Annotated in this window: 13 protein-coding genes; all 13 read right to left on the bottom strand. The window is 36.2% G+C overall.

Annotation, left to right across the window (positions count from 1 at the left end; genetic code table 11):
• Positions 1-170: 170 nt before the first annotated feature.
• Positions 171-776: a TetR/AcrR family transcriptional regulator gene (locus ACEVFT_RS08635; RefSeq protein WP_004224884.1), complete on the bottom strand. Its 606-nt coding sequence runs from the start codon at positions 774-776 to the stop codon at positions 171-173.
• A 188-nt stretch (positions 777-964) separates the two neighbouring features.
• Positions 965-2347 (bottom strand): sensor histidine kinase, encoded by a 1383-nt coding sequence (locus tag ACEVFT_RS08630; protein ID WP_393949241.1) that lies wholly within the window; start codon positions 2345-2347, stop codon positions 965-967.
• Positions 2335-2997, bottom strand: coding sequence for a response regulator transcription factor (locus ACEVFT_RS08625; RefSeq protein ID WP_393949240.1), 663 nt, complete (start codon positions 2995-2997; stop codon positions 2335-2337). Before ACEVFT_RS08625 ends, ACEVFT_RS08630 begins: the two co-directional genes overlap by 13 nt.
• A gap of 26 nt (positions 2998-3023) precedes the next feature.
• Complete coding sequence (locus tag ACEVFT_RS08620; RefSeq protein ID WP_393949237.1) at positions 3024-3776, bottom strand: lantibiotic immunity ABC transporter MutG family permease subunit; 753 nt, start codon at positions 3774-3776, stop codon at positions 3024-3026.
• A gap of 3 nt (positions 3777-3779) precedes the next feature.
• A complete protein-coding gene (locus ACEVFT_RS08615; protein WP_393949235.1) occupies positions 3780-4508 on the bottom strand; it encodes a lantibiotic immunity ABC transporter MutE/EpiE family permease subunit in 729 nt (242 codons plus the stop codon).
• Position 4509: 1 nt separating this feature from the next.
• The gene (locus ACEVFT_RS08610) at positions 4510-5217 is read right to left on the bottom strand and encodes a lantibiotic protection ABC transporter ATP-binding protein (RefSeq protein ID WP_393949232.1); all 708 of its coding nucleotides are present in this window, start codon (positions 5215-5217) and stop codon (positions 4510-4512) included.
• A gap of 170 nt (positions 5218-5387) precedes the next feature.
• Positions 5388-6254, bottom strand: coding sequence for a 2-oxoacid:ferredoxin oxidoreductase subunit beta (locus ACEVFT_RS08605; protein ID WP_342545997.1), 867 nt, complete (start codon positions 6252-6254; stop codon positions 5388-5390).
• Positions 6254-7993 (bottom strand): 2-oxoacid:acceptor oxidoreductase subunit alpha, encoded by a 1740-nt coding sequence (locus tag ACEVFT_RS08600; RefSeq protein ID WP_258859526.1) that lies wholly within the window; start codon positions 7991-7993, stop codon positions 6254-6256. Before ACEVFT_RS08600 ends, ACEVFT_RS08605 begins: the two co-directional genes overlap by 1 nt.
• A 262-nt stretch (positions 7994-8255) precedes the next feature.
• Positions 8256-8522, bottom strand: coding sequence for a stage V sporulation protein S (locus tag ACEVFT_RS08595; RefSeq protein WP_004224903.1), 267 nt, complete (start codon positions 8520-8522; stop codon positions 8256-8258).
• A gap of 179 nt (positions 8523-8701) precedes the next feature.
• Positions 8702-9499: a TIGR00282 family metallophosphoesterase gene (locus ACEVFT_RS08590; protein ID WP_258859527.1), complete on the bottom strand. Its 798-nt coding sequence runs from the start codon at positions 9497-9499 to the stop codon at positions 8702-8704.
• Between the two features lie 129 nt (positions 9500-9628).
• A complete protein-coding gene (locus ACEVFT_RS08585; RefSeq protein WP_016992843.1) occupies positions 9629-10738 on the bottom strand; it encodes an acyltransferase family protein in 1110 nt (369 codons plus the stop codon).
• A gap of 81 nt (positions 10739-10819) precedes the next feature.
• Complete coding sequence (locus ACEVFT_RS08580) at positions 10820-12328, bottom strand: lipopolysaccharide biosynthesis protein (RefSeq protein ID WP_393949229.1); 1509 nt, start codon at positions 12326-12328, stop codon at positions 10820-10822.
• On the bottom strand, positions 12318-13409 hold the full coding sequence (locus tag ACEVFT_RS08575; protein WP_393949227.1) for a glycosyltransferase: 1092 nt from the start codon (positions 13407-13409) through the stop codon (positions 12318-12320). Before ACEVFT_RS08575 ends, ACEVFT_RS08580 begins: the two co-directional genes overlap by 11 nt.
• Between the last annotated feature and the right edge of the window lie 2 nt (positions 13410-13411).

The raw sequence follows: 13411 nt of genomic DNA, 5'->3' as shown, positions 1-13411 counted from the left end.
TACATCATTCCATTCACCTCCTCTTTTCTTCTTTAATTGAGTGAACCATTTGAAATACTAATGGTAATCACTACATATTCCTAATATTATATTACTCAAAAGTAATATTCAACTTTAAAAAAAGAAAAAATCAGTATTTTCTTTTTTTAAAATTATGAAGTGGTTGATTATTAGTCATGACTTCCCCTATCCAACATACCATCTATTAATAAATTCACAATATCAGTGGCTATCTCTTCTGGCTTTTTTTGCTTTGGCAGTAATTGAACAAATGTTAATCGCTCAATAATACCTATTAAGCTCTCTGCAACTATATGTGTATCTAAATCTTTCCGAAAATAGCCAGCATCTACTTCATAATCCAGATTCTCTTTAATTTGCTTGACGATTTGTGCCTTTATTTCATCAGCCTTTGTCGATAAATATAATCCAATTCTTGTTAAATTTGGGTTTTTAGCAAAAAACGCTAATAATTCCTTAACATTATGGATAATACGTGATTTTACTGTTGCTTGCTCTAATGCAGGCTGTAAGCGGCTTTTTTTGGCTAAATCCATCATTCGTAAACGAAAAAGATTCTCTAATTCTTCAAAAATGGACTCTTTATTTTTAAAATACAGGTAAAAAGTAGGCTGACTTAATGATGCACTTTTTACTATCGTACTCACCTTCGTTTCATGATATCCATGCTGCGCAAACTCTTTCGCTGCAATTTCAAGTAATAATGCGCGACTTTCTTCTCCACTTGCGCCTTTTGGTCTACCTCTTTCTGCCATAAAAAAAACTCCTCCATTTAAGTACCCTTAAAACTTTTTTCTATAAAAAAAGCCCTTTATAAGGATAGTTAGTTGTAAAACCTTACTTCCAATAAAAAGGACTAAATTTATTACTAGGGTAACATGAAGGACTTCATTAGAGCAATGACTTTGATTTCTACCCGCAGTAAATTGGAAAAAATAAACTGTTACTCCATCCTCATAACAGGAATAGTGACTGTCACTTTTCCTCCACCCGTTATCGAATCATTAGCGAGTGTCAATACCCCATCATGCTTTTTAATAATTGACTCTGCAATATAAAGGCCCATACCATGATGATTTGTTGTATTTCTACTTTGGTCTCCACGATAAAATTGTTTGGTAGCCTCTATTAAATCTTTTGATGAAAAACCAGTACCACTATCTTTCACAGTAAAATGAATAACATCTTCCTTTCCTTGAACAACTAAAGTGACTTTGCCGTTATTTGGTGTGTGCTCAACTGCATTGACAATCACATTTAATAGAGCCCGATAAAAAAGCTCTTCCTCTATCATAATGGAAGTAGGTAGCCTGACCTTTTCTACACTAACTTCAAGATTTTTTTCTAAAGCAAGAGCTTTCATTTGTTGTTCGACCTGTTGAATAAAAGAATGCATGGCTACATTTGATTTTGATGTGACAATACCTTGCTCCATATTCGAAAGATCCATTAATTGCTTTGTGAACTTTTCAATTTCAACCGTATTTTTTAATATATATTGGTTATATTCTTTTTGCATTTCGTCTAGTGCAGTGTCCGATAAAAGCTCGGCATTTCCCTTAATAATTGTCAGTGGTGTTTTCAGGTCATGTGCCAGTGCTGATATTTGTTCTCTGCGCAATCTTTCTGCCCGCCATTGCTGTGTCAAAGAAGTATTTAATGCTTCCTTCATTTGTTCGAAGGAAAGAGCAATATCATCAATTTCTTGGATTCCAGATGGTTGTAAATGAAATGCCAAATTCTGATGTTGTATTTTTTCAATAGCTTCTTGCAAGCCCATCATTTTTTGTTTTAGTCTTCTGCCAAAATGAACAGCAAGTACCGATGCTTGTACAACAACTCCAATAATAAAAACTAATAAAACCGTTAATTGTGGGTTAGGTAAATAATTTCTTATGATAGCAGATCGATACTCAGGGACTAAACTATAGCGTAAAATACATACTTCCTGTTCGCGCTCAATAAATGCATAAAATCGAGAACTTCCTTGCTTCTCTCCTTTTTGTTTTAAATGCCATGCATAGGAAGCCTCTTCTTTTGTTAAATTGCCTGAAATAAACTCTCCCTGCATAGAAACCACTGCATAATCTACAAGATCAGGGATCATCTCGTCCGTTACCGAGCTGCTTGTCGCAATTTTGTCTTTTGCTAAAGTGATTTGTGTCTCTGCATAATTTGCAGGTAAAATAATATTAGCTGAAAAGGCAAACATAAATAGACTTATTAATAGTGCTACTAAAAGAATGATGCCAATGCAAAGAAAAAATAAATATCTCAGGAAAAATGTATGCAGACGTGTTCCTTTCCTCGGTTTTACGGTTTCCACTTATAGCCAATCCCCCAAACCGTATCAATAAGTTCTATATCAAATGCATGTAACTTTGAACGAATATTTTTTATATGTTCTGTTATCGCTGTACTGTCACTTTTGCCATCAAATCCAAAAATCGTTTCGTATATTTGTTCTTTAGAAAAAACTTGCCCGCGATGACGCGCTAAAAATTCACATATTTCATACTCACTTTTGGTTAACGGAATCCTCTCATTTTGAACAAATAGTTCTTTACCAGAAAGATTAAAATGAACTTTACCATGATAAAGAACATTCCGTTTCTCTCTATTTTCACGTCGAATATGAGCATTTACCCTTGCCCGTAGTTCGCCAATACTAAAAGGTTTGATTAAATAGTCATCTGCACCTAAGCCAAGACCAAACATAATATCTTCCTCTAAGGTTTTAGCGGTAAGAAAAAGAATCGGACAATCTACAGCATGGCGAATTTGCCTACATAGCGTAAAGCCATCAATAGCAGGCATCATCACATCAAGTAAGATTAGATCAAAGAATCCTAGATCCATCTTCTCTACCTCTGTCGAATTAAACACAATATTTACTAAATGATTATCTTTATGTAGTGCATTTTTAACCAGCATTAAAATATCAATTTCATCATCAACTACTAATATATTTGCCATAATTTATCCTCAACCATCCATTCCTACTATTCAGCTGCTCTACCTTCCCATCTCCAAAACCATAGGCAAGATAATGCAAAAGCCAGTATGCTTCCAGCTAAGCACCATATTATACTAGTTTGGATACTTCCTTCGAGCAATGTTAAATTTGTGCCCGCCGAAGTTAAAATCCATAAAGAAACAAAGTGACCGCTCCATCCATACGGTAAAAAGGGCCAAATAGCATCACCTAAACCAGTAAGCAACAAAGCGACCAGCAGGGCTTCTACAATGCCTAAACCAATCGAAGCACCTTTTCCAAATTGGAAGCTTACAAATAAATGTAAAATATAAAAAATAATATGACTGCTGAATAAAATACAGGCAGCAACACTATAAAATAAATAGTCAAAATCTACTTCATGTAATAATTCTCTAAAGCCCATACTAAAAATAGCTACAGACATAAAGATGGCTCCAAAGCTATACATCAATAATAATATAAGCTTACTCAAGTATGCCTTTATTTTTATTTTTGTTGAGACTAGCATGCTTTGATAATGACCTGCCTTCGCCTCCTGATCGGATGCCATTGCACATACTAATCCTATAATCATAGGTAGTCCACACGCTAGGCCTTGAAAATAGGCAGTTACTTTTCCGTGAAAATCCCATGGTGAATAGGAATAGTAAGCTAAAAACAGTCCAGAAATAGCTATGGGGACAAGTAGATGTGTAAGTAACAATTTCGTGCGTTTTGTTTTAAGACATTCTGCTTTCAATAATCGTAACATGTCCATTTGCTATTTTGCCTCCCTTTTTTGAAACCACTTTGTTGTGAGAAAACTTATTATGATAAACCAAGCAATTGTTATCAATAAGCCAGGAAATATAACATCTTTATCGAGTAAAGAACTTCCTTCAGGTACAGGCAGACCATTTGGTAATATGCCGAGGGTTGAGCATAGTAAACGTGCACCAATCGTAAATGGATAGCAATACCATAGCTCTCCATCAGCAAATACTACAATCCCTACGATATTGGCCACTACATTAAGCAAAATAGCCAAATAGGTCCCTAATTTAGCTGACAGAAAAAGACATAAAGGAATTTGCCACAAAAATGTTACGAAAATAACTAGAGAACTTAATAAGCTGCTTGTTATTGGTAATGTATGACCAAATAGCCAGCCCCCTGCTGTAATTCCTCCAAAGAACATACTAGTGATAAGGAAAAGCCATATACCTGATGAAAGTATTTTTCCTAGCCAAACTTTTTTGAGGTCAAGCGGTAGTGCCAGTATACTATGGTATTTCAACTTCTTATCTTTTTCGACCACTAAGGCACAGCAAATCGTCAGTGCACCTGGCAGTAGCATCGTATACCACCAGTTATAAGCACCTGTTTGAAAGTAAGCACCTCCCATAAGTACAGCGCTTAAAACTAAGGTTATAAGAGGCGTAAGCCAAAGAAGTTTGGGAATAAAAGTTCGCTTCCATTTTAATCGTTCTGCTTTTATGATGGCTAACATGCTAGTGACCAGCCTTTCTGTTGGCAGTGACAACCTGCATAAAGAGTGATTCTAATTCATGACCTTGTGGAGCTGGTCCCTGATAGCCCAGCTTGCCATCAGCAATAATGCCAATATCATCCACGACTTGTTCTACCTCATGCAAAATATGACTTGACAAAATAACAGTGATACCTTGTTCTGGAAAGGCGCGAATGAGCTTACGCAGCTCTTGTATACCAATTGGATCCAAACCATTTGTCGGCTCATCTAAAATTAACAGCTTCGGTTTGTTTAACAGTGCAATGGCTATACCTAATCGTTGCTTCATCCCTAAAGAAAACTGACCTGCTCGTTTTTTCCTCGTGTTCGTTAAATCTACAATTTCCAATACTTCGTCAATCCGACTTTGCGGTAAGCCTAACGCGATCGTTCGAACTTTTAGATTTTCTTTAGCTGTTAAATTATCATACAAGGGTGGTGTTTCAATTAAGGCTCCGATATTCTGCAGATCTTTTCGAGTCCATATATGTCCATTAAAAATGATATCTCCTTCATTAGGTCGTAGCATGCCCGTTATCATCTTTAAGGTTGTAGATTTCCCCGCTCCGTTAGGTCCAAGTAAGCCATATACCGTATTGCGTTTAATTTCTAACGATAAATTGTCTACGATTTTTTGTCCTTTAAACGTTTTATTAAGATTGTTTGTTTTCAAAATCAAGTCTTTCATAATTAGTCATCATCCTTTCAATGACCTAAGTGTAAAAAATAAATATAAGGATTTTATAAGGATCATATCAAATACTCAAAGTGGCTATGCATTTACCCGCGATCAATACTTACTAAAGCACAAAAAAAGCATTTGGAATGTCATCATTCCAAATGCTTTGATTCTATTTTTTACATAAATTCTTTTATTAAATCATTAAAATCATTTTCGCTCATTTTGATATCGATATCTGTTAATGGTAACTCAGAGTAGCCAGGTACTTTTTCTTGATAAGACCTTGTTTCCGTATCATGATAAATAATGCCTGTTACTAAGCCCTCGTGCTCCATCACTGTACGCATCGCCATACCACGATCTGAGTGGTCATAACCTTCAACATCCGCTAATTTTGTTAGGTTTTCTTTAAACCAATCATATGTGTTCACTTTGTTATACGTTACACAAGGTGAAAAGACATTGATAAACGAGAAGCCTTTATGGTTAATACCAGCTTCAATTAGAGCTGTTAATTCTTTAATGTCAGTAGAGAAGCCCTGTGCCACAAATGTCGCACCACTTGTTAATGCTACCTCTAATGGTTTCAATGATGGCTCTATCGCTCCACCTGGTGTAGATTTTGTAATAAATCCAGCAGCAGAACGTGGAGATGTTTGACCTTTTGTAAGACCATAGATTTGGTTATCCATCACGATATAAGTAATATCAATATTACGGCGGATTGCATGAATTGTATGCCCCATACCAATTGCAAATCCATCACCATCACCGCCTGAAGCGATGACATGTAAATCACGATTAGCCATTTTCAAGCCCTGTGCAATCGGAAGTGCACGACCATGAATACCATGGAATCCATAAGAATTGATATATCCTGAAATTCGACCTGAACAACCAATTCCTGAAATGACAGCAAGTTCATTTGGTTCAATGCCAACATTTGCAGCAGCACGTTGGATAGCTGCTTGTACGGAGAAGTCTCCACAGCCTGGGCACCAGTTTGGTTTCACTGTATTACGAAAATCCTTAAATGTTGCCATTAGCGAGTCAACTCCTTCACACGATTTTCTAATTCACCTGGCAAGAATGGTGTACCATTATATTTAGTGATTGTCGCGATTTTATCGTGACCACCAACATTCATCTTCATAATATTAGCTAATTGACCTGTATAGTTATTTTCTACAACGATCACTTTTTTCGCTTGTGTAATAAGAGGTGCCATTTCCGCAGATGGGAATGGGTGAATTAAACGAATATGTGCATGATTCACTTTCATTCCTTGCGCATTCAGTCGTTCTTGCACTTCCTCAATAGCTCCTCTTGTTGAGTTAAAGCCTACTAATAAAATATCGGCTTCCTCATGTGGTGCATTGACATAGACTGGGTTATCAAATTTCAAGCTCTCTAATTTGCGGAAGCGTTTATCCATTTGAGTTTGGCGATTACCCGTTGCCTCAGATGGCTTCCCTGTTTCATCATGTTCAACACCTGTAACGTGATGAATACCATGTAATGTTCCTGGTAATACACGAGGTGAAATGCCATCTTCTGTATCTTCATAACGCTTGAAGTAGGCTTTATCTGCCGCTTCCTCAAGATCATCCATCACAATTTTACCGCGACGAATTTCAATTTTATTATAATCAAATGGCTCAACAGATTGTTTACCTAGAGATAATTGTAAATCTGTCATTAAGATTACTGGTAATTGTAATTCCTCTGCAATGTTAAATGCTTGGATCGTATCAAAGAAAGCTTCCTCCATCGTAGAAGGTGCAATGACTACCTTAGGAATTTCTCCATGTGTACCGTAAAGCATAGCCATCAAGTCAGATTGTTCTTGCTTAGTTGGTAACCCAGTTGAAGGGCCACCACGCTGTGTATCCACTACTACTAAAGGTTGCTCAGTCATACCTGAAAGACCAATTGCTTCCATCATTAATGAAAGACCAGGACCAGCAGAAGCGGTAAAGGAACGTACACCGCCAAAGTTAGCTCCAATAGCCATTGTTGCTGCAGCAATCTCATCTTCCGTTTGGATGACAGTGCCACCGAACTTCGGTAATTTTTTAATTAAATATTCCATAATTTCAGAGGCAGGTGTAATTGGGTATGCTGCCATAAAGCGTGTCCCAGCAGCTATTGCGCCAAGTGCTATTGCGTCGTTCCCAATCATAAACATACGACGTTTACCATCCGCAGGTGCAAGCTCCCATTCGCCTATACGATCAACTAAAAGCTCATTCATAATTTGACGACCACGTGTAATGGCTTCCATATTTTTTTGAACGACTTCTTCGCCCTTTTTACCAAAAATATCATCGACAACATTTTGGAAAACTGCATCTTCTAGGTTTAGCAATGACGCAGTTGCTCCGATAGCCACCATGTTTTTCATTAACGAAGTACCAAGCTCTGCTGCTACTTCTGTAAACGGTACTGCAAATAATGGAGCTTTTGAATCCTCTGGTTTAACAGGATCAAATTTTGCATCGGCTAAAATAATACCCTTTTCTGTAAGCTCTTTATAATTGACATCAATTGTTTCTTGATCGAATGCCACTAAAATATCTAAATCATCCGCAATTGAACGTACTTCTGTTGGACGAACTGTAATTTTATTATTCGTATGGCCACCTTTAATTCGAGAAGAGAAGTGACGATAACCGTATAGGAAATAGCCTAGACGATTCATTGCCATTGAGAAAATCTCACCTGTACTCTCAATCCCTTCACCCTGTTGCCCACCGACTTTCCATGAAAGCTGATGTAACATGTCAACAACTCCTTAAATCCAATGTGTACTATTATTTTTCCTTCATAAGTTTAACACGAAGAAACCGTCTGGACTATTGTTTCTCCACGATTTAGGCGAAAATCAGACCTTTGACTGAAAATCCTGTTCATAAAGTTGTAATTTTCAAATCTAAGCAAAATCACGCCCCTATTTCAAGTGACATCTATCATATGTAAATAGGAAAACGAAAAAATGCTCCACCACAATATTATGTGACAGAGCATTTTACTTCATTACTTTTTTATCGAATACGTTTTTCCACTAGCAGCTTTAATGCTGTTCGTTCTTCTCCAGCAATCAAAATATCGGCAAACGCCGGCGCGCAAATTAAATCTGTGCCACTTGGCGCTACAAATCCGCGTGCAATGGCCACTGCTTTCACGGCTTGGTTAAGTGCACCTGCCCCAACTGCTTGCATTTCTGCCTGCCCTTTTTCTCTGATTACCGCGACTAATGCACCTGCAACTGAATTTGGATTAGAGCGTGATGATACTTTTAATGAATCCACAATTATTCCTCCCCGTTTCGCGAATAGTGTTTACGCTCAACAACTCATGTGTCCCCCTTTTTGGACCTCAAGTTATTGTCCGTAGCACATTTTATGCTCCGCAAAACGGAAATAGACTAGTTTGACAAAGAAACCTATATCCCTGAAAAAGAAACGTAAAAAAACATTCTTCGACTTATCTACCCTTGAAATGGATAGTCTTCATTTATATAAATGCGTTCACAGGCAATAGCTTTCCCTGTGCGATCATTTATCTCTACAAAGAAACCACTTAAAACCTCTCGCCCTTTTTTCGGAACTTCAAAACGAGATGGCATGTTTGTTTGGAATTTGTAGATGACACTTTCCTTCGTCATACCTAAAATTTCATCATATGGACCTGTCATACCAACATCCGTGATATAAGCTGTACCTTGCGGGTAAATTCTTGCGTCTGCTGTTTGCACATGTGTATGTGTGCCTACAACGGCTGAAGCCTTCCCATCTAAATGCCAACCAAGAGCAATTTTTTCACTAGTCGCTTCAGCATGAAAATCCACGAAGACAAGTGGAGATATTTGTCGTGCTTCTGCAATCAATTGATCTGCCATTGCAAACGGATCCTCATGTGGAGGTAAAAATACACGACCATGTAAATTAATGACGGATAATGTCACACCATTTTTAGAAATTTGAACCATACCTTTACCAGGTGCTTCATTTGAAAAGTTTGCTGGTCGAATTAAATAATCCGCATCATCAATAAAATCAAAAATGTCTTTATTGTCCCATGTATGATTCCCCATTGTAATGACATCTACACCTATTTGTAGCAGGCTGTTATAAATATTACGAGTAATCCCTCGTCCAGCTGCAGCATTTTCTCCATTTGCAATCACAACATCTGGATTATACTTCTTTTTTAAGCGAGGTAAATATTTTTCCACCGCATCTCGACCAATTGAACCAACAATATCACCAATAAATAGAACTTTCATTATGCAAGACCACACTTTCTCTAAATAACAACTTTTAGTTTACCATCTTTGCTTTAGCAATCGCAAAGTAAAAACGTAAGCCATACTCAATTTACGTTTTTGGATACTTTTTGGATAGCACCAATTTATCTAGGATTGCTGGATGGGTAATTGTGCATCTTTTTTATTAGAGGAGTACCCATTGTTGGTGAGTTGCCCTACAAAAAATGCACCGAATTGCCATTTACTCATTACATAGGTTATACAAATAGAGCAACTAATACTGATAATAAATGAAATGGCAATAACAGAGAAGACACTTAATGTTTCGATAACATTCGTTAAAAAAATTTTAAGTAGGCTATTAACTAGGGGATGTAATAAATAGATACCGAAGGAATATCGACTAATAAAAATGATAAATTTCGGCATTTTTCTTCTGTTACTCGCGATGAAAAATAACAGAAAAGCTATACTGAATGTATAAAGGATAACGTCTATTCTCTTAGAATGAACTTCCGTAATGATACCTGATAGCTGGGAGGCTAGCAAAATGCTTACTGTAATTAGCGATACTATTAGCAGCAGATGACGAAAACGCTGTAACAACGATAGAAATTTTTCATAATTTTTTCCACAATAATAAGCTACTACAAAATAAGCAATCCACGCTGGAAATGGCATCTTATTAAAGAAATCCCATTGCAAACTAATATAAGACAAATACGGAAAATACTTATATGGATCCAAAAAATTAAAAAAGGCTAAGTAACCAAAATTAATAATAAACGCAGTTATTATTACTTTATGGGCTGGATATCTCGATACAATAAATTTTACAAAAAATGGATGTATGATATAAAACTGAAAGATAATAACGATAAAATAACCGTGAAAATCACCTTCTAAATAATTCAGTAGGAGTTTTTTTGCAAATTCAATAGTAGGTGATTCAATTGATTTAAGAACTGCATCAAGGAACCCAATAAAAAGAAACGGAACTAAAATATATTTATAACGTTTTACATAAAACTTTTTCGGCAAACGATCTGAATAGGAAAAGGCAATGACAAACTCTGAGATAAATATAAAAAGAGGTGTCCCGAACATAAAGATCAGCTGAATTGATGTCAGGATTACGAATTGTGGGCCTTCTTCTATGTTATACATGTTCAACGCCAACGTAACACTATGCATTAACACAATTCCTAAGCAAGCAACGAATCGTAGTAAATATATTTCTTTGACTTCTCTTTTCATCATCATCACCTGCCATTTCAAAGGAATCTATTTGCCTTTCAATTATGCTTCTTACCTTACTAAAATGCAGGGATAAAATTATTAGCTATTGGTAATTGTCCGCTTTAATTGCATCAAAATATCTCGCATTGCTTTAGGCTCAATAATAAAATTACCTATTAATACAATAAACATCGTCCACAGGGAAATACATATAGCTGCTACAAGCCATGAACTGGCACTTGTAATATGGAGCTCAAAAAAGAATATAAATGGTGTCGCTGCAAGAAATGCAAAGATACTATTACGCACAATTTTTTTGACAGTATCTAAAGGGGAACTTTGTAAAATCACTTTTGAAGAATAAATGATTAAATCATAAGTTCGGTAGACGTATGAACAAATTCCTCCTAGTAATATTCCTTCTGCGCCAAAAAACTGTACAAAAACAAGAGACGCTACTAGGTTAATTAATGCTTCCATAATGGCACGATTTTTCGTCTCTCCAAAATGCCCTGCAGCGTTCACTAACGTATTCGCAGGAATCCGAATTGTATTCACAATTCCTACAATGACAAACAATATTGCCAGCCATGGCCTTATGTAATTGGCATCTTCAATACCCGCTGTATAAATCGTTATAAAAGGCAATATTAAAATAGCCGTACATGTGTAACTAAAAGCAATAATGCCATAAAAAATATATTCAAAATGATGAAACTGTTTCCGAAGTGCGTCCTTATCCTCTTTAACGAGAATATCGCCAAAAGCTGCTAATATCGCCCCTGAAAAAGTGGAGATGAACAATGTGACTGCATTAAACACCATACTATAAACTGTAAATACACTAACTTCTGTTAAGCCTAAAAAAATCGTTATTAAAATAAACGGTGTGTTAAATATAATTAACGAGGCAATTTGATGAATTAAAGCATCCCATTTATTTTTAATTGCTAACGTATTAGCTTGTTCTTTACTATTGAAATACGGATATTTTTTTTTAACATATAATTTTAAAAAAAGAACATCAAGTAACATTAAGGCACTTGAACTAGCAACGACAACGACGATGGAAAAGCCAAGGACTATCAAAGCAATTGACAATAATGCACTCATAAAAAGCAAGATTGTTTGAATGCGAAAAATAACATAGCTTTTTTGATCTGCCGACAGTAGGACTAAATATTTCCCTATAAAAAAATACTCCCACATGCCACTTATCCCCAAAATAAGTACCATGTAAAAAGCTGTTCGAGGGTTCACCTCATCGCCTACTATTAACGGATAACAAATGGCCAAAATGGCGACTAACCCAACAAAGACATAACCCGAGCGTCTATAAAAAAGATTAGTTGCTGAAAGAATTCCATTTATTTGGTCCTTATCTCTCTGGGCTAGTGGCTTATAGAGCGCCACTATGGATGCACTACCAACACCTGCCTCTACTATTTTTAAATAACTTAAAAATTGCTTAATCGACGAAACAAGCCCGTTTGTAGCAGAGCCATATGTTGTCATAAATAGTCGAGGCAAAATGAAATTAATAACCGCTGCAACAACTTGTAGCAATACATTAGACATTAAATTTAAAACTACCCTCTTAGTTCTCATGCTGGTAAGCACCTTTTCTTTTAGTAAAAGTGGGAATTAATCCTTTACAATCAATTAACCACCGATTGATCCTATTCAACATGAAAAGTAATAGAATTTGTTTTTTCCTTAATAACCAAATGTAGGCCTTTGATTTGAGCGGCATATTTGTCATACGAATAGTGTGCAACGATTCATGAAACACTTCATGAATCAACATTTTCTTGATAAAGATACGCTTTTCATGTAAACGCTTATAGTTAAATCTATTCAATTCATTATTCACTGCTACAATCATTAAATAAGTAAAATAATACTGAAGTTGTTCAGTAAAATTAGGAACCAGGTCTGCTTTTCTGTGCTTTAAAACTTTCAATTGTTCATACAAAATAAGTATTTTGTTAAAAAACAGCTGATCATAACTAGCTGTCATGGAAGAAGTATGCTGACGGTAATGGTAGAGGTATTGATTTTCTAATATATAAATACTTTCTGCATCAAATAAGCTTGGATACGTACAAGCAGCATCGTCCCCCATGCAAATTTTTTCATCCACATCAAATAGATTTTTCTCTAATAGGTCTCTTTTAAATATTTTATTAGACAAAGATGGAAATAATCCAAAACGGTAATACTCGCCCGAATATAGCATAATCGGATACACTTCTTTTTTCAGCCTATCCTTCCTGTACAAACCGGGCGCGACAAGCTGCGCTCTCTTCACTTCTTGGAGTGGATAATTTTCTACAATGTCACAAATGACAATATCTACATCAAAATCACGTGCAGCATTGCATAATGATTTGTACATATCCACTTCAATCCAATCATCACTATCTACATATCCAATATACTGTCCTTTGGCGGCGCTTAGCCCTGCTTTACGGGCACTGACCGCACCACTATTTGCTTGATGAATGACAGTAATTCTTGTATCAGCTTCGGCATATTCATCGCAAATTACTGAGCAGTTATCAGTCGAGCCATCATTCACTAATATCAACTCAAAATCCACGAATTCCTGTCTCAAAATGCTATCAAGACACATATTTAAGTAAGGCTCCGTATTATAGATGGGGACAATAATGCTTAAAAATGGCACTA

This window comes from Lysinibacillus sp. PWR01, from assembly GCF_043359455.1.
Lineage (GTDB): Bacteria > Bacillota > Bacilli > Bacillales_A > Planococcaceae > Lysinibacillus > Lysinibacillus fusiformis_F.
Note: the sequence above shows the minus strand (reverse complement) of the source record. Positions and strands in the feature narration are given on the sequence as shown.

Excerpts from the sequence above, each read along its gene's own strand:
- ACEVFT_RS08635 (WP_004224884.1), bottom strand. The coding sequence starts at position 776 with ATGGCAGAAAGAGGTAGACCAAAAGGCGCAAGTGGAGAAGAAAGTCGC.
- ACEVFT_RS08625 (WP_393949240.1), bottom strand. The coding sequence starts at position 2,997 with ATGGCAAATATATTAGTAGTTGATGATGAAATTGATATTTTAATGCTG.
- ACEVFT_RS08620 (WP_393949237.1), bottom strand. The coding sequence starts at position 3,776 with ATGGACATGTTACGATTATTGAAAGCAGAATGTCTTAAAACAAAACGC.
- ACEVFT_RS08615 (WP_393949235.1), bottom strand. The coding sequence starts at position 4,508 with ATGTTAGCCATCATAAAAGCAGAACGATTAAAATGGAAGCGAACTTTT.
- ACEVFT_RS08610 (WP_393949232.1), bottom strand. The coding sequence starts at position 5,217 with ATGAAAGACTTGATTTTGAAAACAAACAATCTTAATAAAACGTTTAAA.
- ACEVFT_RS08605 (WP_342545997.1), bottom strand. The coding sequence starts at position 6,254 with ATGGCAACATTTAAGGATTTTCGTAATACAGTGAAACCAAACTGGTGC.
- ACEVFT_RS08600 (WP_258859526.1), bottom strand. The coding sequence starts at position 7,993 with ATGTTACATCAGCTTTCATGGAAAGTCGGTGGGCAACAGGGTGAAGGG.
- ACEVFT_RS08590 (WP_258859527.1), bottom strand. The coding sequence starts at position 9,499 with ATGAAAGTTCTATTTATTGGTGATATTGTTGGTTCAATTGGTCGAGAT.
- ACEVFT_RS08585 (WP_016992843.1), bottom strand. The coding sequence starts at position 10,738 with ATGAAAAGAGAAGTCAAAGAAATATATTTACTACGATTCGTTGCTTGC.
- ACEVFT_RS08580 (WP_393949229.1), bottom strand. The coding sequence starts at position 12,328 with ATGAGAACTAAGAGGGTAGTTTTAAATTTAATGTCTAATGTATTGCTA.